This window comes from Allomuricauda sp. NFXS6 (assembly GCF_040148835.1).
GTDB lineage: Bacteria > Bacteroidota > Bacteroidia > Flavobacteriales > Flavobacteriaceae > Flagellimonas.
Genome location: NZ_JAGEMG010000019.1, coordinates 1 through 19,711, shown reverse-complemented (window position 1 = coordinate 19,711; position 19,711 = coordinate 1). Strand labels below are relative to the sequence as shown.

Below are 19,711 nucleotides of genomic sequence, written 5' to 3'. Positions count from 1 at the left end.
CAAAGTCAACGGGAACGCCGGTAAGGCTGCTCCATTGTCCGTCAAAGTCATCCGTACTGTCCGTATCAAGGTTGGCAGGCACGTTGGCCAAGTCTCCGAAATCGCCTGAGAAATCGTCAGTGGCATCCGTGTCGAGGTTCGGGAACTCGTTGTTCACTGCCGTGGCGACTTGGGCATCTGTCAACTGTGTATCGTCATCGATGTCGTCCGAAAATCCTGCGGGAATGCTGGTTATTGATGTCCAGTCCGGCGCTATGTTGGTGTTGTCAACTGCCAAAGATCCATCGGCTGTTTGTACTAGTCCTGTTCCAGCAACATTTGCGTTTATTTTTTCATTGGTCACTGCATCATCTGCCAATTCAGCAGTATCAATTCCTCCCTCGGAAACATCAAGAGTATAAGGTGCCGCCTCGCTTCCATCACCATCTAAAAGTAGTGTGGCATCGGTAGGGCCTACCACCTCATTCCCCACAATACTGTCTTTTTCCGTAATCCCCAAAACGGATTCGTTCACCAAGGTCCATTGGCTTCCGTTCCATTGGAAAATATCCCCGGCAGCCCCGCCCTGTGCATCGGCAAATTTGCCAATGGTCACCGATCTGGGTGCCAAAAGCTGCGTGGTAATGGATTCGGCTTGTATCTTGGAGTCGCCATTTATGGTAGTGTTCACGATATTGGCTCCCCGGATGAGTCCTACCTCATAATTGTAATTGATGCTGCCATCTGGATTCTCGGTTTGGGAGATGACAACCGTACTATCTTTTGATTGTGCAGGATTGATGGTGCTGAAGTAATCCGGTCTTGTACTTACGGTAAAGGAGTTGTCCAGCGCTTCACAAATATTGATCCACTGCGTACCGTTGTAATAATGCAAACAATCTTGATCGGTATTGTACACCATGGCGCCGGGCAAAGGGTTGATCACGCTCATTTGGGCGTCGGTTACCCGGGTGATCACCAAAACGCGGGTGGGACTTTCCAGTTCGAGTACCGAAGCTGGGTGCAGGTTCTGTGGGTTGTTACCGATTTTTACCTGCGCCTTTAGCGAATTGATCAGTAGTAGGCCTATGATCAAGTAGACAATTGAAGTTTTCACAGTGTTTGTTATTTGAGGATTTTCCAAACGTAAAAAACAAATCTAAACTTATGTTTTAATATCTTTAATAAATACCGTCAAAACACGAAATTCACGGTTGAACGGAATTGGCCGTGATTTATTTGTCGGACATAGAATTAACAAAAGTTTAGAACGTCTTAATTTTTTTTATCGCCTTCAAGGGTTTTCTTTAACTTATATTAAACACCAACAAATGAAAAATACTTTTTTGATATTGTTCTCTTTATTGATTTCGGGCTGGTCCTTGGCGCAGGATTCCCGTGAGATGTTAAGGGGTAAAGTGCTTTACAGAAGCTCCAATGTGGCCAACGAGAACGTTATCAACTCTACCAGTGGCCAAGCCACCATCACCAACGATAACGGAGAGTTTATTATACCGGTCAAGGAAGGAGATCAGCTGGTTTTTACGGCGATCAATTATCAACTGGAAATTATAGAGATCACCCCCGAAATATTGGCCAACAACCGCTTGGTGGTCGAGGTGGATGAAAAAGTGCAGGAATTGGACGAAGTGGTGGTGACCCCCGAAAACCAAGAACGTTTCCTTCAGGTAAAGAACGAAGATTTTAAGGAGTTCGATTACGGCATTGACCGAGGGACCGAGGTGGAAAACGTAGCCAACTCGCAGATAACACGAGGCATGAAGGATGGACTCAACTTTGTGAACATTTTCAAGGCTTTGTTCCGATCACAGGAGGCTAACGGCCAGCAAAGAGCCCCGCTTAAAGTGAGCGAAGTGCTCCGACATGTGTACGACGATGAGTTTTTTGTGGTGGACCTACGCTTGCCACAGGATAAAATCGATGCCTTTCTCTTGTATTGTGACGATAAAATACCTTCCCAAACCCTGCTCCGAAAAGAAAACGAGTTTCAACTGATCGATTTTCTGGTGACCCAGAGCAAGGACTATTTGGCAACTTTGGAAGAGTAATGAAGGGATTCTTTCTTGTATTGGTTTGTTTGGTCGCCCATTGGGGTTTTTCCCAAGAAGGTGATGGCAAAGTTTTGCAAGGAAGGGTTACCAGTACGGACAAGGATGTGGTGGGCGTAGTGGTTCAGAATATCACCACCAAAGATGCTGTGATCACTAATTTTGAAGGGGATTTTGCCATTAATGTCCGTGTTAACGATACTTTGGTGTTCTCTGCGGTCCATTTTTTGAAGAAATCCTTGCCGGTTACCGAAACCCTGTACCGATCCAACTTTGTTGAAGTGCCCATGCAGGAATTTGTGAACCAATTAAGGGAAGTGGTGGTTACGCCATATAATTTAACGGGAGACCTTACCCGCGATGTTGATCGGGTAACACTGGAAAAAGACGTGAGCGCAGAAGCCTTGAACTTGCCCAATGCCCATAAGCGCTTACCGACACAGAGCGAAAGAAAATTACAGGAGGCCTCGGCCATGCGTGTAAGCGGTGGAGGTGGTTATGGTGGTGCAGGCGGTGCGCTTTCCCTTAACCCTGTTATCAATGCAATTACCGGACGCACCAAAATGTTGAAGAACCGAGTGAAAGTGGATAAAACTTATGCCCAAACACAACAGGTGCAAGGTTTTTATGCGGACTCTCTTTTTGTGACCACGCTTAAGATTCCTATGGAAAAAATTGATGATTTTATGTACTTCTGTGAGGTGGATGAAAAGTTTCAGTCAGCCATACAATCGCAGGATAAATTGAGGATATGGGATATGATGTTGGAGAAAAGCAGGGCCTATCGCGCCAACAACGATTTGGATTGATTTTTTTAGGTGTCAGGTGTCAGGAGTCAGGAGTCAGGAGTCAGGAGTCAGGAGTCAGGAGTCAGGAGTTAAGAGTTAGGAGTTCTGAGTCTGGAGTTAGGAGTTAGGAGTTCGGAGTCTGATGTTTGATGTCAGTAGGCAGTCTGCAATAACTACTGTTTTTGATTTTTTGGAATTTGATGTTTGAATTTGAACTTGTCACATTGAGCGCAGTCGAAATGTTTTAAAATTAGTTTGGCAGGTAAATTGCAGAAAGTTATCTAAAACTGTAACATTGTTGCACCATTTAAAGTCTTATAACATATGATGAAATTGATAAAAGCAAGAACGATGGTTTTACCTTTGGTACTATTGTTGTTCTTGTCTTTCTCATCCGCCCATAAATTTTACGTAAGCGTCACCAACATAGTTTATTCGGAGGAGGATAGCGCTTTTCAGATCACTAGTCGGGTTTTTATAGATGACCTCGACAAACTGCTCAAGGAACGGTATGGCGTGGAAGCCAAGCTGGCCACACCCAACGAATCAAAAATAGCTGAAGAATATATCGAGAAATACTTTAGGACCAAGTTTGTGGTGGAAATGGACGGCGAAATTGTTGCCTATAATTTTTTGGGCAAACGGTATGATAACGATGTGGTCATCTGCTACCTCGAAATCCCCAATGTAGATTTATCCGAAGTAAAACAAATGTCCGTACAGAACGAAGTGCTCACGGATTTGTTCGACGAACAGAAAAACGTGGTCCATGTGAAGTGGAAAGGCAATAAAAAAAGTTTTGTACTGATTCGTGAGAACAATAAAGGAATGTTAAACTTATGACGTATTCTTAACAATTGGTTAAAATATGTTATTTTTCACCGCTATAAAATCAGATATAAAAATGAACAGATTCAAGTATTGCTTCGCTTCCGTGTTGTTCCTTTTTGGAGCCGTGGTCATGGCGCAAGAAGAGGGAGACGTTAAAGAAGAACGGGAGCCCGGACATTACAACCAAAGTAAATTTAAACAATTGTACGAGGAGTTTTCAACTCCAAATACATACCGGTCCGCCTCAGGTGCGCCCGGTCCCGATTATTATCAGCAGCAGGCAGATTATGTCATGGACATTCAGCTGGATGATAAAAATGCCAAAATCAACGGAGAGGAAACCATTACCTATCACAACAATTCCCCGGACGATTTGGAATTTCTTTGGGTACAGCTAGATCAGAATGTACGTGCGAAGGATTCAAAATCGCCACTCCGCAACGGAAATGGCGTAAACATAGCCTATACTGCAGGCAACTTTGCCGAAACATACATCAATGAGCCTTTTGATGGTGGTTTTAATATTATGTCGGTAACGGATGAAAGTGGAAAACCGTTGTCCTACACCATCAACCAGACCATGATGCGTATCAATATTCCAGAAGCACTAAAAAGTGGGGAAAAGATTTCGTTCTCCATTAAGTGGTGGTACAATATTCCCGACCATACCGTAAACAGGGCACGTTCGGGCTTCGAGTACTTTCCAAAAGATGGAAACCGAGCCTACGTAATTGCACAGTTCTTCCCAAGAATGGCTGTTTACAGTGATGTGGAAGGTTGGCAAAACCATCAGTTCTGGGGAAGCGGAGAGTTTGCATTGCCATTTGGTAACTATGATGTGAGCATTACCGTTCCTGCAGACCACGTTTTGGATGCTACAGGAGAGCTTCAAAACCGTGATGAGGTTTTCTCCAAAGAAATGATGAAGCGCTACAAGCAAGCCAAAAAGTCGTACGATAAGCCAGTGCTTATTGTAACCCAAGAAGAAGCGGAAGCTGCCGAAAAAGGTTTTGCTACCGATACCAAAACTTGGAAGTTCAAGGCAACTAACGTTAGGGATTACGGATTTGCAACATCCAGAAAATTTATCTGGGACATGCAAGCCGTTAAAATAGGCAGCAAAGATGTAATGGCGGTATCGCTTTATCCAAAAGAAGGAAACCCACTTTGGGAAGAGCAATCTACCAAAGCGGTTGCACAAACCTTGGTAACCTATTCAAAGCACACCTTTGATTACCCTTACCACAAAGCCATCTCCGTGCATGCGAAGAACCAAGGTATGGAATACCCAATGATCTGCTGGAACTACGGACGTCCAAACGAGGATGGGACATATTCCGATAGGGTCAAATACGGAATGATCAGTGTGATCATCCACGAAGTAGGTCACAACTTCTTCCCAATGATCGTCAACTCCGATGAGCGTCAGTGGGGATGGATGGACGAAGGTTTGGATACCTTTATGCAATATTTGGCAGAGCAAGAATTTGGAGAGAACAATCCAGATGTCATCGCGCCAAACGAAAAGTACCCTTCAAGAAGAGGTGATCCGGCCAAAATTGTTCCTTATATGGCAGGTGATCAAAGCTATATTTCACCGATCATGTCCAATCCGGAAAATGTGTATCAGCTAGGGCCAAACGCTTATGCGAAACCAGCTACGGCACTTAACATCCTTAGGGAGACTGTAATGGGAGAGGAATTGTTCGACCATGCTTTCAAGACCTATGCACAACGTTGGATGTTCAAACACCCGACCCCAGAGGATTTCTTCCGTACCATGGAGGATGCTTCCGCAGTGGATTTGGATTGGTATTGGAGAGGATGGTTCTATACTACCGATTATGTTGATATCGGCGTCTCAGGAGTCAAAAAATACTATGTGTCCAACAAGCCTACCAAGGAAATGGAAAAATATATGGCCGATAGGAACCTTACCGAGGCCGACCTTCCACCATTGGTATACTTGGCCGAAGAGGACAGTGAAGACTTTGAACCAGAGCTCAAGGGCAAATCTCCAACAGAGACTTCCCAGAACCTTAAGGAGTTTATGATGGACAATATGTCCGAGGCCGAAAGGGCCCAGGTCAAAGAGCCAAAGTATTTTTACGAAATCACTTTTGACAAGCCTGGAGGTATTCCAATGCCATTGATCGTGGAGTACACCTATGCCGATGGAACTACCGAGAACGTTACCTATCCTCCGGAAATCTGGAGAAAGAACGATGCCGAGGTAAAGCGAGTGATGGCGACCGAGAAAGAATTGGTAGGCATCGTGGTAGATCCAAAATTGGAAACTGCCGATATTGATACCACCAACAACTCTTGGCCCAAGAAAGACGAGAAGTCTGACTTTGATCAGTTCAAGGAAAATATCAAAGGAAAATAGTAAAAGAAAAAACTATGTTAAGAGCCTCGTGATTTCACGGGGCTTTTTTTATTTTGAACCCAACTTCTGATTATATTTGTGCCATGCAATTTCTATTCATAAGCGGAGCCGAGATTTTTTTCATCCTATTTATAGTGGTGATGGTGTTCGGTGCGGATAAGATTCCTGGAATAGCCAGAGGGCTGGGTAAAGGAATGCGTCAACTCAAGGACGCCACGGACGATATTAAACGTGAAATCCAAAAGAGTACCGATGTGGATACGGACTTTACCAAAAATATCCGTAAAGAAATCGATGATGTAAAAAAGAACGTGAACGAAGTTTCCGGCTCCATCAAACGAGACCTCAACAAGAAATAGATTCCTATGTTGGAAAAGTTGCTCAAATGGGATAGGGACACTTTTGTTTATCTCAATGGTTTGGGCATAGAGGAATACGACATATTTTGGTCCACGGTCACCAATATCTCCACTTGGATACCTCTTTTTATTCTGTTTTTGATATTGTTTTTCCTCAAATTCCCCAAAAAAGAAGCGCTCTACATGTTCTTTACTGTTTTGGGCTTGGCTGTTTTTATTACCCTGATTACACATATTACAAAGATTTCGGTAGCAAGGTTAAGACCCAACAATACTGAAGAAATAAACACCCTGATCCGTATTCTTAAGAGCCCAACGGACTATAGCTTTTTCTCGGGTCATGCCTCCAGTTCGTTTTCCATAACCACCTTAATAGTTCTGTTTCTGAGAAAAAAAGCGAAATGGGCTATATTATTTTTTATTTGGCCCGTGGTGTTTACGTTGAGCCGTATCTATGTGGGAGTACATTATCCTTTTGATATTTTGGTGGGCACCATAGTGGGTGCATTGAGTGGAGTTTTATTCTTTCGGCTTTACCAACGTTTTATAGCACCCGACTCAAGGTCAGTCCGTCCCTAATGGGCAACAAAACTGTTTCTACCCGAGGGTCTTCTTTTAACTTTTGATTGTACTCCAGGAGCGCAGCCGTCGCCTTGTCCGATTTTTGCAATGGTTCCACTACCTTCCCGGACCACAGTACATTGTCCGATAGTATCACGCTGCCCGGTTTTGTTTTTTTGATCACCGTTTCAAAATACGCATCGTAGTTTACCTTTTGCGCATCGATAAAAACAAGGTCAAACGTCTGGTTTAAGCTGGGAACAATTTCCAAAGCATCTCCAATGTGTTGCTTGATTCGAGACCCAAATCCACTTTTGTCAAAATATTTGCATTGTATTTCTTGCAGCTCTTCGTTCACCTCAATGGTATGCAGTTCGCCTTCTTTTTGAAGCCCCTCGGCCAAACACAAGGCCGAATAACCCGTGTAGGTGCCTATTTCCAAAATATATTTTGGATTGATGATTTTGGACAACATACTCAATACCCTGCCCTGAAAATGTCCTGTGATCATTCTGGGCTGAATCACTTTTAAATGGGTTTCACGGGTAAGTTCCTGCAACAATTCAGGTTCGTCCTGCGAACTGTTGGCAATGTAACTCTCCAAAATGGGCGATAGGAAATGCATGATATATTTTTCGCAAAAATATAGAAAAGAACTACATTGGAACAAGGTTTAAAAACTGTTGTGTTTTGATATTAAATTCGTCAGTTTGAAATTTTTTTGGTGTTGAACCCTTCGACTATGCTCAGGATAAACTAAAGTCGAAACCAAAGAAAATTGTTTCGAGAACTGAATTTTAGCCTCAAAAACCTATTCTCTATATAAAATCCTTTGCAGGATTTCACTCGAATTGACGGTTTTTGTAAAATCCGGCTAATCTCACAACAAACCGATGAAAACAAAATTTGAATATCCCTAATCAATCAAATAGACAATATCATTGTCAGGTCGAGCGCAGTCGAGACCTCATTTTAAGATGTTAGGTTGAAACAACCTCTCGACTGCGCTCGAGGAGACAACATCTTATGATTGATTACGGGGAATCAGTAAACAAAAACTTTTCATGACGTTACCAAAGGTAAACATACGAACGGCAACAATGGACGACCTTTCCGTGCTGCTGAATTTTGAACAGGAGATCATAAAGGCCGAACGACCTTTTGATGTTACCATAAAAGAAGAACCCATTAGTTATTACGATATTGGCGAGATGATCCAAGACCCTAAAGCACAAGTTGTAGTGGCAGAGGTTGAAAATAAGATAGTAGCCTCTGGCTATGCCATTGCCAAAAAGGCCAGGCATTATTTGGATCATGAGTTTTATGCCTATCTTGGATTTATGTACACCGATGAGAATTATCGCGGTATGGGAATCAATGCCATGATCGTGGAAGAACTCAAAAATTGGTCGAATCAAAAAGGCTTTAAAGAAATCAGGTTGACGGTTTATAACGAAAACCTTCCGGCCATCAAAGCGTATGAGAAAGTAGGTTTTAAAAAACATATCATCGAAATGCGATTGGAGTAGCTTTCTTTTCCTTTAATTACTTGTACAAATCGTATTTTTGAGGCAAACCAAAGCGAATGACGTTCCAAAATACACTCGAATTTGCCAAAAAGCTGGATGCAGCTGATTCCCTTGCCCCCTATAGAAAAGAATTTCACTATCCACAGGTCAATGGAAAGGACGTGATCTATTTTACGGGAAATTCCTTGGGGCTTCAACCCAAACGCACACAAAAATTTGTGGACGATGTTATGAAAGATTGGCGGGAACTGGCCGTGGAAGGCCATTTTTATGCCGATAAACCTTGGTGGGATTATCATGAGAGACTTGCAGGGGGCCTGGGCAAAGTGGTAGGTGCCAAACCTGAAGAAATTTCGGTGATGAACACACTTACGGTCAACCTTCATTTGTTGATGGTATCCTTTTACCGACCCACCGATAAACGCTTCAAAATTATATGCGAGGAAAAAGCATTTCCATCCGATCAATATATGTTGCAAAGTCAGGTGCGCTATCATGGATTGGACCCGAAAGACGCCATTGTTGAGGTAAAAAAGCGGGAAGGAGAGCATGCATGGCGCACGGAGGACATCGTACAAAAAATCAATGAAACGGGTGACGAGCTGGCCTTGGTGTTGATGGGCGGGGTGAACTATTACAACGGTCAAGTGCTGGATATGAAGGCCATCACCAAAGCAGGAAAAGATGTAGGTGCTTTTGTAGGCTGGGATTTGGCCCACGGGGTAGGAAACATCAAACTGAATCTGCACGATTGGGGTGCCGATTTCGCGGCTTGGTGCAGTTACAAATACATGAACAGCGGCCCTGGGAACGCATCGGGCATCTTTATCCATGAAAGACATTTGGGAAAGGAAGATATCCCCCGTTTTGAAGGATGGTGGGGTACCAAAAAGGAAACCCGTTTTTTAATGAAACCAGAGTTCGACCCTATTGAAACAGCCGATGCATGGCAGTTGAGCAATCCGCCCATACTTTCCATTGCACCCTATTTGGCCTCTTTGGAAATATTTGATGAGGTGGGTATGGATGCGCTTATCAAAAAACAAAAAACGATTGTCGACTATCTGGAATTTGTGCTTCGTGAAATCGACAAGGAAGTGGACAGCACCTTCGAAATCATTACTCCTGAGGCCAGAGGTTGCCAGCTTTCCGTGTTTTTGCATGGGGAAGGGAAATCCATCTTCGATTATTTAATGAAAAACGGTGTCATTACCGATTGGAGAGAACCGAACGTTATTCGATTGGCCCCTGCGCCCTTGTATTGTTCGTTTGAGGATATGTACCGTTTTGGACAGATATTAAAAGCAGGAATTCAGGGCAAATAAGCACAAACACAAAATGAACCGACCAAACCCGACCATTATATGAAATCCTTATGGCTCATTCTGTCCAATCCAAGGTATTTTGGGGTGGCCTGGGTTTTTACCAGTATCAATATTTGGTTTGGTACTTGGGCCATTTATATCCCTACCGTAAAGGATAAATTAGGTATAGATAAGGCTGATTTGGGCATAGCCCTATTTTGTTTGTCCCTTGGGGTTTTTACCATTTTTCCCGTAGCTTCCAAGATTATCAATAAACTTGGGGTGGGCAGGGCCTCGTGGTATGGGGTTATATTTGCCTCGGTGACTGCCATGTTGCCGCTTATGGCGCCCAATTATTATTTGTTGATGGCTGCCCTGTATCTTTTCGGAGCCAGCAACGGTTTTATCGATATCGCCATAAACACCTTGGTCACAGAGATTGAAAAGGAAGATAAACAAAACTTTATGTCCGCTGCCCACGGCTTTTTTAGTTTGGGCGGTATTTTGGTGGGACTGGGCAGCTTTCTGATTCCCGTGATAGGAAACCCTGTGCTGCACATGGGGATTACCGTGGTTTTGGTGTTTGCTATCAATTTTTTTCTAAAAAAACATTATATCGATGTAGTGGCGGCACCTGTGGAAAAGGAACCTTTTAGCCTAAAACTATTTAAACCTTTATTGCTTTTGGGCATTATCGGATTTGTCTCCTTTGGAAGCGAAGGTGCCATTATTGATTGGAGTGCGCTCTACCTTAAAGAAATGACCAGGGCGCCCGAACTGCTCATTGGGACCGGGTTTTTGGCATTTTCCACTACGATGACGTTGGGACGATTTTTGGGGGATGGCATCAGTGCAAAAATAGGTCCCATTAAAATAGTGGGGCTGGGTGCTTTTATCGCTGCGATTGGTTTTCTTTTGGTGCTAACACAAAACACTACTTGGTCCATTATTGGGTTTGCCCTTAATGGCCTAGGATTTTCTGTAATTGTTCCCGAATTGTTCCGAATTGGTGGTAATGTAAAAGGGGTGGATTCCTCCCAAGGGGTGGCTTTTATCGCCGGTTCGGGGTATATCGGTTTTTTGCTGGGCCCTGTAATTCTTGGGTTTATTGCCGAAAGTGCTTCGCTCAACTATAGTTTTATATTATTGTTGTGCTTGGCCCTTATGGTTTTGGGGATTACGTTTTTCTTGGGTAGGAGGGGGAGGTGAGGTGTTTTTGATGATTGTTTTTGTAGTGGTATCGAATATGATTTCGATGTAGGATTTAAGCTGAGAATTTTTAATTTTTCATTTCGTTTTGTCTCATTGGCATTGCATCGATGGTATTAAAAAGATGTTCTTTTGTCAAGATTTTGGTTTGCTGAATTTTTATTCCTCCATCCAGTCCAATTAAAATAACTTCAAAATTTTCTTTAGCATCCAAAATATTTTCGGCTAGTTTTCCTGAAATCTTTCCAGAAGAATTGAACGCACTGTTTTTATAATTTGTTAATGTAAAATCGTTATTGACTATTTTATAAAGTATCAATTTTCTATCAATGAGTTCCTCAGGCGAATTTGTAAACTCTTTTATTTGTTCTTGATATTTATTTGATTCTGCATCTACTGTTTTAACGATTAGAACTCTATTCGTCCATTTATGTTTTTCTAAATCTTGTCCATAAGTGTTCATAAATGAAAAACTAGTTATTAGTAGGATAACTTTGATTAGTAAGGAGTTATTCATTGTAATCTTTTATAGTATCGTATTTGCTGCCAACTCGTTTATAACCAAGAATTCTACACCGCTATACCACCTAAATTAGGATGCTATCTATATAAGGCAATAGCCTTTAGTTATGTAAGGGGGAATCTTGAAAATATCTTTTTTAGCTCTTTCAACCCAAAAATCAACCAGCATTCTATTCCTTATTCACCGAAAGTCCTGTAAAGTAGAGGCTCATGCCACCATCGGGGCGGTTATGCTGTTTGGCCAGCTGTAACCCTTCCACATTCACATAATCTTCCCAAGTGGAAACCAAGTTAGGCTCTTCTTGGTTAGATTTACGATAGGCCCATTCTCGAACAATGTAATCATCTTTAAAATAGAAGTCGTAGGCATCGCCGGGAGTGTAACCGCCTTCGTTGGCATACACAATGGTGAGTTTTTGCATCGGCTCTTCACTAATGGGTGCAGTGGCCTCTACTGTGTGCTCGTAGGTATAGTTGTTGGCGTCCCACATCAAATTAAAAGGAGCCATCAACCAATATCTATCGTTGATAAAGCCGCCATTGGTCTTTAGGGCAATGCTGTCCATGTCTGCACGATCATACGTCAAGGTGTCGGCACCAGAAATAGAAGTGACCATATTTGTTTTTGGCCTCCAGTCCCACTTGCGTTCAAAATGCATGGAATCCCTATCTACATTAAAGGTAAAAGTGATTTTCTCAACATCCTTCCAGTTTTCAAAACCGTGTGCTTCCGCAATACGTTCGGGAACGGTTTTTTCAGCTTCGGTGGTTTCAGTAGTTTCTTCGGACTTTTTGGAATCTGTTTTGCAAGCGGAAATCAATAATAAGGCGAACAGTCCAACGATGTAAGAGGTCTTCATATCTGGTTTTTAACCAAATATACTAGGAAAATCTGTTAATTTGCGCCCCATTTTAAAAAGCCTGAACAAATAAATCTGTTTCTGGAGTGACTTTTTTTAAAAACCTGTTTCTAATACTAATAAGTAACCCCGACAAAGCGTTTTTGGAAAAGGAAGACCTACACGTACATCTTTCTGATGAGGAATTAGTGAAACAGATTGTGGCGGACAACGACCCTATGCTTTTTGGTAAGTTGTACGACCGCTACGCGAAATTGGTGTACAACAAATGCTACGGATTCGCAAAATCTGCGGATGAGGCAGAGGATTTGACACAGGATGTGTTCCTTCAACTTTTTATCAAGCTTCGAACCTTTAAGGGGAAATCGAAGTTTTCTACTTGGCTATACTCTTTTACTTATAATTTTTGTGTGAACTACGTGAATCGGAACAAACAACGGAAAATACGGGACCAATCCGTACAAGTTGAAACGTCCGAACACAAGCTTACCGAAGAAGTGCCCGATGAGAGCTTATTTGAAATGAAGGCGGACAAACTAAAAAAATGTCTGGAAATCATTTCGGTAGAGGACAAGTCCATTTTATTATTGAAATATCAAGATGGCGCCAGCATAAAAGAACTGGTCAGTTTAATGGACATAGGGGAGAGCGCGGTGAAGATGAGGCTCAAAAGAGCTAAGGAACGACTATTGGAAATCTATAATACCCTGGAATAGATGGCAAAGAAACACAAAAACCCATTTAAAGAGCTGGAGGCCTCCCTGCACGAGGCTCCGCCCGAAATGAAGCAAAAAGTGATGAATGACATTGCTGCGGCAAAGTTGATCATGGACATGGCTTCATTGTTCTCCATTAATTTGGGAGGTGCTTTGCGCAAATTGTTCCGAACCTTGGGCGAAAACTAATAAACAAACAGAACACTATAAATAAACAACAACTATGGAGACTATTAATGAATGGAAGAATGTGACCCTTGATTCCCTAGCTGGCATGGGCAAAGAGATAGCATTGGCTTTTCCCAAGATTTTGGGGGCAATCGTGATTTTATTTTTGGGTTGGATCGTCATTAAAATCGTACGCTTTCTTTTAAAGAAAATCCTGAAACTGGCCAAAATCGATGTGCTCAACGATAAAATCAATGGCATGGATGTAGCGGGCAAAGGTGACCTTAAAATAGACCTCACCAAAATAGTATTGGGCTTTGTTCGATGGTTTTTGATTTTGGTCTTTTTGATCGTGGCGGCCGATATTTTGGATTGGAAGATAATATCCCAAGAAATCGGTAACCTCTTGCATTATCTTCCACGGTTCTTTAGTGCCCTTCTCCTTTTGATGTTGGGATTCTACATCGGGAACTTTGCAAAGAAGACCATAAAGCGATTGTTCGATTCCCTCGAATTTGGAGGGTCCAATATTGTGAGCAACCTGTTTTTTTATGTAATCGTCATCTTCATGTCCATCACTGCACTCAACCAAGCCGGGGTAGACACGACCATCATTACCAACAACATTACCTTGATCTTGGGATCGTTCCTTTTGGCATTTGCTTTAGGGGTTGGATTGGGGTCCAGGGAAATTATTGCTGATCTGCTCCGATCTTTCTACACCCGAAAAACCTATGTGGTGGGCGATGCCATAGTTATTGGAGAAGACGAAGGAATCATTAAAGCCATCGATAACAATAGTCTTACTTTGGAAACACAAGAGGGTAGATTTGTAATTCCGATCAAGGATGTAGTGTCCCAAAAAGTGCAGATAAAATCATAATCCAGGTATTGTGAAAAACAAGTGCAGAAACTTCCTTGGAATTTGATTATTTTTGAAGTCTTACAACACGTAAAAAAATGAGTTCAAAAAAAGGAAAAGTTCAGGAATTGATCCAAGAGAAACTGTTAGAAGACCGCAAAGTATTTTTGTGGGGGCAAGTAGATGATGATTCTGCGAAACACGTAATCGACAGGTTGCTGTATTTGGATATGTTGAACAATAAAGAGATTCAATTGATTATCAATAGTCCAGGCGGGTACGTAACTTCCGGTTTTGCTATTTACGATACCATTAAACAAATAAAAAGCCCGGTATCCACGGTATGTTCTGGATTGGCGGCCTCTATGGGCTCTATTCTTTTATCCGTAGGGGAAAAGGGCAGACGGTTTATACAACCGCACGCCCGTGTCATGATTCACCAGCCAAGCGGTGGAGCAAGGGGACAGGCTTCCAATATTGAAATCCAGGCCAGGGAAATTATCAAGACCAAGGAATTGGGTGCAAAAATCTTATCTGAAAATTGTGGTCAGGACTACGATAAGGTGATGAAGGACTTTGATCGTGACTACTGGATGAGTGCCGAAGAATCGGTGGAATACGGTATTGTGGATGAAATCTTGAAATAGGATAAGACTTCGTAAAAGTGAAAAGTCCTTCGCAACGTATTGTGAAGGACTTTTTATATATAGACGCCGTAGCGGAATATTCTAAAATATATACGGCAAGAAAGGCGCTGCCAGATATTAAAGGATTGTTAAAGTCAAAATTGATCGGGCTGTGCTATTATGTTGCGGGCCCGCTCTTGCAATTCGTTTAATTCTTCCTTGCTTTTTTTCTCCAATAAACTCAACATCATCGACATCCGTTGATTGTTCTTAAAATGCGCTTTCTTTTCCTCCAAAAAGTTCCAGTAAAGCGCATTGAACGGACAGGAATTTTCTCCCGACTTAACAGTATGACTATAGGAACATTCCTTACAATAATTGCCCATTTTATTGATATAATTAGCGCTGCTCACATACGGTTTGGTGGCCACGAGGCCTCCGTCAGCAAATTGACTCATCCCGCGGGTGTTGGTGATTTCTACCCATTCAATGGCATCCATATATACGCCCAAATACCAAGCATCCACTTCGTCAGGGTGTACTTGAGTTAGTAAGGCATAATTGCCAATCACCATCAAGCGTTGAATGTGGTGTGCGTAGGCATCATCTAAACTTTGGCCAATGGCTTTGTGCAGGCAGTTCATTTTTATTTTGCCTGTCCAAAAGAAGTCGGGCAGGGGATTGTGGTTCTCCAATTTGTTCATTTTGGCGTATGCTGGCATTTCTTTCCAATACACGCCTCGCATATATTCGCGCCACCCCAATATCTGTCGAATGAATCCCTCCACTTGTGAAATATGGATTTGATTTTTGTGTTCGTAATAATAATCCACCACGGTAACAATAACCTCTTGTGGGGATAACATTTTGCTGTTCATCGCAAAGGACAAACGGGAATGGAACAGATATTTTTCATCGGTATGCAAAGCATCTTGGTAATCTCCAAAATGTTTCAACAAATCGGAACAGAAAAATTCCAACAGTCTTTTGCACTCTTCGTATGTTGTGGGCCAAGGGAAGTTTTCTGCATCAATATTCCCAAAAGTGTTTAACTCTGCCTTTTTGATTTCTTCCAATAGCTCACTTACATCTTTATTGAAGGAAAGTTCCTTTGGAATATTGGGGGAACCATCCCATTTTTTACGGTTGCTATGGTCAAAGTTCCAATTACCACCCTCCGGCTGATCGTTGTTCATCAAAATGTGGTGCTTCTTCCGCATCATCCGATAGAAGCTTTCCATCAACAATTGTTTTTTCCCTTTAAAGTGGTTTTTCAGTTCATCTCTGCTGGTGTAAAAGTGTTCTGTATCAAATACCTCTGTAGGAATAGATATCGATTCACCTATTTCTTTGAGCTGTACGTCCAGTCGGTATTCGTCGGGCAATTGGTATTCAAACTTTTCAATGTTATTTTCCGAAATAGTTGTTTTGATGAGGTCCGGCAGGTTCTGTGGATTGTTTCTATCACCAATTTTAAAGTACAGGATATTGTATCCTCTATCTTCTAAAGTGTTTGCAAAATTCCGCATCGAACTAAAAAAACCAACCACTTTTTGTACGTGATGCTTTACATAATCGGTTTCTTGGCGCATTTCGGCCATCAAATATAGTTGGTCATCATTTACTTGGTTGAACCAGCTATGGGAAAGGTTGAGCTGATCGCCAAGGATAAGTCTAAGCGTTTTCATGTGTTAAAATAAAGTGGGTTGCAACCAAAGGTTCTGGAAATTTTTGTTGGGGTCGTATCGTTCCGCCTGCCTTTGGGTGTTAAAAGTTCTATTTCTGGGGTCGTTGCCCACTCCGCTGTTGTACATCCAATTGCCCCAATTGCTGTGAACATCGTAGTCAAGGAGCATAGCTTCAAAATAGGAGGCGCCTATACGCCAATCCTGTTGTAGGTGTTTGGACCAATAACTGGCCACGTTCTGTCGGCCACGGTTGCTCATCCAACCGGTTTGTTTAAGTTCGATCATATTGGCATTTACAAAATCATCATCTGTTTGGCCATTGATCCAATCCTTTTTGGTGGTTTCTCTGGAGTGCCAATCGTATTCCTTTTCAAGGATGCCATCGATTTTAAAGATGTTGTTGCCGTGCTTTAGCGATACATATTTGAAGTAATCCCGCCATATCAGTTCAAAGACCAACCAATAGGTATCCTGATTTTTTTTGATTTCTTTTTCAAAACGCTTCACTTCCCAATAAATGGTACGAGCCGAAATACTTCCGTTGGCCAGCCACGGAGATAGTTTGGAGCTGTAATCGGTGCCCACCAGGCCATTTCTGGTCTTTTTATAGTAAGCAAGCTTCTTCGAATCCCAAAAATAATGCTGCAAACGTTGCAATGCACTGTTCTCACCTCCTCCAAAAGGAAATGCTGACCTAGGGTCGGTTTCAAATTGGGAAAAGCCCAGTGTTCCCAAAGTTGGCATTTCGGTGGTGGACTCCACAAGATTGTCAGGCGGTTGTGGAGGGGGAACGTCAAAACAAGGCTTCACTAGGGTATGCTTCTCACATTTTTTGCGGAAGACTGTAAACACCTGTGGAATTTGATCATAGGAATCAAAAGGAACGTCTTCTGGATGAAAAAGGAACTGGTCAAAGGTTTTGTGGATAGCAACCGTTTCAGAAACGCGCTTTTGCACTTCTTGTATCACATGGTTTTCCTCGGAAGTCCATTCATTTTGAAGAAAAATATGGTCAATGTTGAACTGTTTCACCAACTCCGGAATGATATCCTCGGGTTTATCCTGATAAATGAGCAAGGTGATGTTCAGCTGCTCCAAATTCTTTTTAAGTTGATGCACCGTCTCCAACAGAAACTTGCCTCTAAAACGTTCTGTTTTCTTGAAACCAAAGGAATTGATTTGAAAATGTCTCGGGTCAAAAAAATATACGGCAATGATTTTATCGGACTTTGCCGCTGAGTGTAAAGCTTCGTTGTCATGTACCCTTAGATTATTCCCGAACCAAATGAGGCTAGTCTCCATACTTGTTTTTGTTTTTTCTGCACCGATCGCTACAATAAATTACTTGGTCCCAATCTTTGGCCCATTTCTTTCGCCACGTAAAGGGGCGTTCGCATATTGGGCATGTTTTTGTGGGTAGATGTGGTTTTTTGTGCGTCAACCTAAAATTATTGTTTAATAAAAATAATAAAAAATTAAACAAAAATAAATCAGGTCGCGTGAAAGCTACGAAACAAAGCAGTTTACCGATCAAAATGCTTATTTTTATCGCTTTAATCAGAATTAAGCCCATTGGGCATTTATGGCACAGACTCCAAAAAACATAGCCATCATCGGTTCCGGATTGGTGGGCTCCCTACTGGCAATATATCTTCGAAGAATTGGGCATCAGGTTACCGTTTTTGACAGAAGACCCGATATACGGACCATTAAATTTTCGGGAAGATCCATCAACCTTGCCATGAGCAATAGGGGGTGGCGTTCCTTGGACGCGGTAGGTATTGGCGACAGAATCAAGGATTTGGCGATACCCTTGGACAAAAGGGCCATGCACGTGAATGATAAACCTATGTATTTTCAGAAGTACGGTAAGGATGGCGAAGCTATTTGGTCGATTTCGCGAGGTATGCTAAACAAACGTATGATCGATCTTGCAGAAGAGGAAGGGGCTACTTTTCGATTTAATGAAAAGGTCTGGGATGTGAATTTGCCCGATGCCAAAATATATACCGGAGAGGCCGAGAAAAGTGCATGGAGGGAGTACGATTTTGATTTGATTTTTGGTTGTGATGGTGCGTTTTCTCGAGTACGCCATAAAATGCAACGTCGTAGCCGTTTCAATTATTCCCAAAATTTTATCGATGTAGGTTACAAAGAGCTTACCATTCCCGCCAATGAAGATGGTACTCATAAGTTGGACAAAAATTCATTTCACATTTGGCCAAGGGGAGAGTTTATGCTCATTGCTATGCCTAATATTGATGGCAGTTTTACCTGTACCTTGTTTTTGCCTTTTGAAGGAGAAGTTTCTTTTGAAAGTATTAAAACCGAAGATCAGGCGAGGGAGTTTTTTAAGAAATACTTCCCCAATGTCCGGAAAGAAATTGAAGATTTGACCAAAGATTTTTTTAATAATCCGACCAGTGCCATGGTGACCATGAAATGTTATCCTTGGACCTATTGGGACAAAGTAGCTTTGGTCGGTGATTCTGCCCACGCAATTGTGCCGTTTTATGGCCAAGGGATGAATGCAGGTTTTGAGGATATTTATGTGCTCAACCAATTAATGGAGAAACATGGTGATGATTGGGAGACTATTTTTTCCAAATACCAAGAGGAGCGAAAGCCGAATGCCGATGCCATCGCGGAACTAAGTTATAGAAACTTTGTGGAAATGAGCAGTAAAACCGCGGATCCAAAGTTCTTGCTACAGAAAAAGATTGAAAAGCATTTTGCAAACCAACATCCCAAAAAGTGGGTTCCGGTTTATAGCCGTGTTACCTTCTCCGATAGGCCCTATGCAGAGGCATTGGCCATTGGTGACCGACAGGAAGCGATTATGCAAAAAGTAATGCAACTCCCCAATATTGAAGAAAAATGGGATTCTAAAGAAGTGGAAAATAAAATCTTGGAACTCTTAACTGACCAATAAGCCCATTAGCTTGTCATTTTGAGCATTGCGAAAAATCTCTATTGTTTGACACGAAATTTACGAATTGTTTCGAAGCGAAAATGGACTGAAGGTATTGCGTGCTACTTCGACTTTGCTAAGCACCCATCAAGCATTATCTGTTTTAGATTTCTCAATCGCCTTGCTCATTTCGAAATGATAACTTTATAAAACAAAAGAGGCTGTCTAAAAAGGCAGTCTCTTTTTTTTGTTTAAAACTGTAAGGGATCGTAACTTTAGTTATGAGCCGAAAAGTAGTATGGAAGACCAATGACCAGGACCAGTTGAGCCTTCTTCCACC

Annotated in this window: 21 protein-coding genes; 14 read left to right on the top strand and 7 right to left on the bottom strand. The window is 42.1% G+C overall.

Annotated elements, in window-relative coordinates; genetic code table 11:
* On the bottom strand, nucleotides 1-1,096 hold a 1,096-nt coding region (locus tag J4E06_RS18320), incomplete at its 3' end, for a phage tail-like protein (RefSeq protein WP_502877363.1).
* Between the two features lie 214 nt (nucleotides 1,097-1,310).
* Here J4E06_RS18320 and J4E06_RS18315 point away from each other — a divergent pair.
* The 6 genes from J4E06_RS18315 (at nucleotide 1,311) to J4E06_RS18290 (ending at nucleotide 6,994) form a co-directional block, all read left to right on the top strand.
* On the top strand, nucleotides 1,311-2,048 hold the full coding sequence (locus J4E06_RS18315; protein ID WP_349525439.1) for a BamP family beta-assembly machinery protein: 738 nt from the start codon (nucleotides 1,311-1,313) through the stop codon (nucleotides 2,046-2,048).
* Nucleotides 2,048-2,857, top strand: a complete 810-nt coding sequence (locus tag J4E06_RS18310) for a BamP family beta-assembly machinery protein (RefSeq protein WP_349525438.1) — start codon at nucleotides 2,048-2,050, stop codon at nucleotides 2,855-2,857. The genes J4E06_RS18315 and J4E06_RS18310 overlap by 1 nt, the downstream gene beginning before the upstream one ends.
* Nucleotides 2,858-3,160: 303 nt before the next feature.
* The gene (locus J4E06_RS18305; protein ID WP_349525437.1) at nucleotides 3,161-3,679 is read left to right on the top strand and encodes a DUF6702 family protein; all 519 of its coding nucleotides are present in this window, start codon (nucleotides 3,161-3,163) and stop codon (nucleotides 3,677-3,679) included.
* Nucleotides 3,680-3,740: 61 nt separating this feature from the next.
* Nucleotides 3,741-6,056 (top strand): M1 family metallopeptidase, encoded by a 2,316-nt coding sequence (locus J4E06_RS18300; protein ID WP_349525436.1) that lies wholly within the window; start codon nucleotides 3,741-3,743, stop codon nucleotides 6,054-6,056.
* 83 nt (nucleotides 6,057-6,139) lie between these two features.
* Nucleotides 6,140-6,415, top strand: a complete 276-nt coding sequence (locus J4E06_RS18295) for a Sec-independent protein translocase subunit TatA/TatB (protein ID WP_349525435.1) — start codon at nucleotides 6,140-6,142, stop codon at nucleotides 6,413-6,415.
* Between the two features lie 6 nt (nucleotides 6,416-6,421).
* Nucleotides 6,422-6,994, top strand: a complete 573-nt coding sequence (locus J4E06_RS18290; RefSeq protein WP_349525434.1) for a phosphatase PAP2 family protein — start codon at nucleotides 6,422-6,424, stop codon at nucleotides 6,992-6,994.
* Here the strand turns inward: J4E06_RS18290 and J4E06_RS18285 are convergent.
* A complete protein-coding gene (locus tag J4E06_RS18285; RefSeq protein ID WP_349525433.1) occupies nucleotides 6,960-7,601 on the bottom strand; it encodes an O-methyltransferase in 642 nt (213 codons plus the stop codon). The genes J4E06_RS18290 and J4E06_RS18285 overlap by 35 nt on opposite strands.
* 439 nt (nucleotides 7,602-8,040) lie before the next feature.
* On the opposite strand from J4E06_RS18285, the gene J4E06_RS18280 reads away from it, so the two are divergent.
* From J4E06_RS18280 to J4E06_RS18270, 3 genes are read left to right on the top strand one after another with little or no spacing between them, the layout of a single operon-like run.
* On the top strand, nucleotides 8,041-8,505 hold the full coding sequence (locus J4E06_RS18280) for a GNAT family N-acetyltransferase (protein WP_349525432.1): 465 nt from the start codon (nucleotides 8,041-8,043) through the stop codon (nucleotides 8,503-8,505).
* A 56-nt stretch (nucleotides 8,506-8,561) separates the two neighbouring features.
* Nucleotides 8,562-9,830 carry a kynureninase gene (gene kynU, locus J4E06_RS18275; protein ID WP_349525431.1) on the top strand — a complete coding sequence of 423 codons (1,269 nt, stop codon included), beginning with the start codon at nucleotides 8,562-8,564 and terminating at the stop codon, nucleotides 9,828-9,830.
* A gap of 39 nt (nucleotides 9,831-9,869) precedes the next feature.
* The gene (locus J4E06_RS18270; RefSeq protein ID WP_349525430.1) at nucleotides 9,870-11,018 is read left to right on the top strand and encodes an MFS transporter; all 1,149 of its coding nucleotides are present in this window, start codon (nucleotides 9,870-9,872) and stop codon (nucleotides 11,016-11,018) included.
* Nucleotides 11,019-11,088: 70 nt separating this feature from the next.
* On the opposite strand, the gene J4E06_RS18265 is transcribed toward J4E06_RS18270, so the two are convergent.
* On the bottom strand, nucleotides 11,089-11,481 hold the full coding sequence (locus tag J4E06_RS18265) for a DUF4174 domain-containing protein (protein ID WP_349525429.1): 393 nt from the start codon (nucleotides 11,479-11,481) through the stop codon (nucleotides 11,089-11,091).
* Between the two features lie 229 nt (nucleotides 11,482-11,710).
* Nucleotides 11,711-12,400 carry a hypothetical protein gene (locus J4E06_RS18260; RefSeq protein ID WP_349525428.1) on the bottom strand — a complete coding sequence of 230 codons (690 nt, stop codon included), beginning with the start codon at nucleotides 12,398-12,400 and terminating at the stop codon, nucleotides 11,711-11,713.
* Between the two features lie 86 nt (nucleotides 12,401-12,486).
* Here J4E06_RS18260 and J4E06_RS18255 point away from each other — a divergent pair, with 86 nt between their 5' ends.
* From J4E06_RS18255 to J4E06_RS18240, 4 genes are all read left to right on the top strand, one after another.
* Nucleotides 12,487-13,116 carry an RNA polymerase sigma factor gene (locus J4E06_RS18255; RefSeq protein WP_349525427.1) on the top strand — a complete coding sequence of 210 codons (630 nt, stop codon included), beginning with the start codon at nucleotides 12,487-12,489 and terminating at the stop codon, nucleotides 13,114-13,116.
* On the top strand, nucleotides 13,117-13,305 hold the full coding sequence (locus J4E06_RS18250; protein WP_207071973.1) for a hypothetical protein: 189 nt from the start codon (nucleotides 13,117-13,119) through the stop codon (nucleotides 13,303-13,305).
* Between the two features lie 34 nt (nucleotides 13,306-13,339).
* Entirely contained in the window at nucleotides 13,340-14,167 is an 828-nt protein-coding gene (locus tag J4E06_RS18245; protein ID WP_349525426.1) for a mechanosensitive ion channel family protein, read from the top strand.
* A gap of 77 nt (nucleotides 14,168-14,244) precedes the next feature.
* A complete protein-coding gene (locus J4E06_RS18240) occupies nucleotides 14,245-14,793 on the top strand; it encodes a ClpP family protease (protein WP_127138456.1) in 549 nt (182 codons plus the stop codon).
* Between the two features lie 134 nt (nucleotides 14,794-14,927).
* Here the strand turns inward: J4E06_RS18240 and J4E06_RS18235 are convergent, their stop codons facing one another.
* From J4E06_RS18235 to J4E06_RS18430, 3 genes are read right to left on the bottom strand one after another with little or no spacing between them, the layout of a single operon-like run.
* Nucleotides 14,928-16,460, bottom strand: a complete 1,533-nt coding sequence (locus J4E06_RS18235; protein ID WP_349525425.1) for a cryptochrome/photolyase family protein — start codon at nucleotides 16,458-16,460, stop codon at nucleotides 14,928-14,930.
* Between the two features lie 3 nt (nucleotides 16,461-16,463).
* Nucleotides 16,464-17,762: a DASH family cryptochrome gene (locus J4E06_RS18230; protein ID WP_349525424.1), complete on the bottom strand. Its 1,299-nt coding sequence runs from the start codon at nucleotides 17,760-17,762 to the stop codon at nucleotides 16,464-16,466.
* Nucleotides 17,752-18,033: a DUF2256 domain-containing protein gene (locus tag J4E06_RS18430; RefSeq protein WP_502877362.1), complete on the bottom strand. Its 282-nt coding sequence runs from the start codon at nucleotides 18,031-18,033 to the stop codon at nucleotides 17,752-17,754. Before J4E06_RS18430 ends, J4E06_RS18230 begins: the two co-directional genes overlap by 11 nt.
* A 9-nt stretch (nucleotides 18,034-18,042) precedes the next feature.
* On the opposite strand from J4E06_RS18430, the gene J4E06_RS18220 reads away from it, so the two are divergent.
* Nucleotides 18,043-19,392 carry an FAD-dependent oxidoreductase gene (locus tag J4E06_RS18220; RefSeq protein WP_349525422.1) on the top strand — a complete coding sequence of 450 codons (1,350 nt, stop codon included), beginning with the start codon at nucleotides 18,043-18,045 and terminating at the stop codon, nucleotides 19,390-19,392.
* Nucleotides 19,393-19,711 lie beyond the last annotated feature (319 nt).

Bases quoted from the DNA above. Each gene is read 5' to 3' on its own strand.
- J4E06_RS18310 (WP_349525438.1), top strand. From the start codon at position 2,048: ATGAAGGGATTCTTTCTTGTATTGGTTTGTTTGGTCGCCCATTGGGGT.
- J4E06_RS18285 (WP_349525433.1), bottom strand. From the start codon at position 7,601: ATGCATTTCCTATCGCCCATTTTGGAGAGTTACATTGCCAACAGTTCG.
- J4E06_RS18250 (WP_207071973.1), top strand. From the start codon at position 13,117: ATGGCAAAGAAACACAAAAACCCATTTAAAGAGCTGGAGGCCTCCCTG.
- J4E06_RS18270 (WP_349525430.1), top strand. From the start codon at position 9,870: ATGAAATCCTTATGGCTCATTCTGTCCAATCCAAGGTATTTTGGGGTG.
- kynU (WP_349525431.1), top strand. From the start codon at position 8,562: ATGACGTTCCAAAATACACTCGAATTTGCCAAAAAGCTGGATGCAGCT.
- J4E06_RS18305 (WP_349525437.1), top strand. From the start codon at position 3,161: ATGATGAAATTGATAAAAGCAAGAACGATGGTTTTACCTTTGGTACTA.
- J4E06_RS18315 (WP_349525439.1), top strand. From the start codon at position 1,311: ATGAAAAATACTTTTTTGATATTGTTCTCTTTATTGATTTCGGGCTGG.
- J4E06_RS18260 (WP_349525428.1), bottom strand. From the start codon at position 12,400: ATGAAGACCTCTTACATCGTTGGACTGTTCGCCTTATTATTGATTTCC.
- J4E06_RS18430 (WP_502877362.1), bottom strand. From the start codon at position 18,033: ATGGGCTTAATTCTGATTAAAGCGATAAAAATAAGCATTTTGATCGGT.
- J4E06_RS18220 (WP_349525422.1), top strand. From the start codon at position 18,043: ATGGCACAGACTCCAAAAAACATAGCCATCATCGGTTCCGGATTGGTG.
- J4E06_RS18245 (WP_349525426.1), top strand. From the start codon at position 13,340: ATGGAGACTATTAATGAATGGAAGAATGTGACCCTTGATTCCCTAGCT.
- J4E06_RS18265 (WP_349525429.1), bottom strand. From the start codon at position 11,481: ATGAACACTTATGGACAAGATTTAGAAAAACATAAATGGACGAATAGA.
- J4E06_RS18235 (WP_349525425.1), bottom strand. From the start codon at position 16,460: ATGAAAACGCTTAGACTTATCCTTGGCGATCAGCTCAACCTTTCCCAT.
- J4E06_RS18240 (WP_127138456.1), top strand. From the start codon at position 14,245: ATGAGTTCAAAAAAAGGAAAAGTTCAGGAATTGATCCAAGAGAAACTG.
- J4E06_RS18230 (WP_349525424.1), bottom strand. From the start codon at position 17,762: ATGGAGACTAGCCTCATTTGGTTCGGGAATAATCTAAGGGTACATGAC.
- J4E06_RS18295 (WP_349525435.1), top strand. From the start codon at position 6,140: ATGCAATTTCTATTCATAAGCGGAGCCGAGATTTTTTTCATCCTATTT.
- J4E06_RS18290 (WP_349525434.1), top strand. From the start codon at position 6,422: ATGTTGGAAAAGTTGCTCAAATGGGATAGGGACACTTTTGTTTATCTC.
- J4E06_RS18280 (WP_349525432.1), top strand. From the start codon at position 8,041: ATGACGTTACCAAAGGTAAACATACGAACGGCAACAATGGACGACCTT.
- J4E06_RS18300 (WP_349525436.1), top strand. From the start codon at position 3,741: ATGAACAGATTCAAGTATTGCTTCGCTTCCGTGTTGTTCCTTTTTGGA.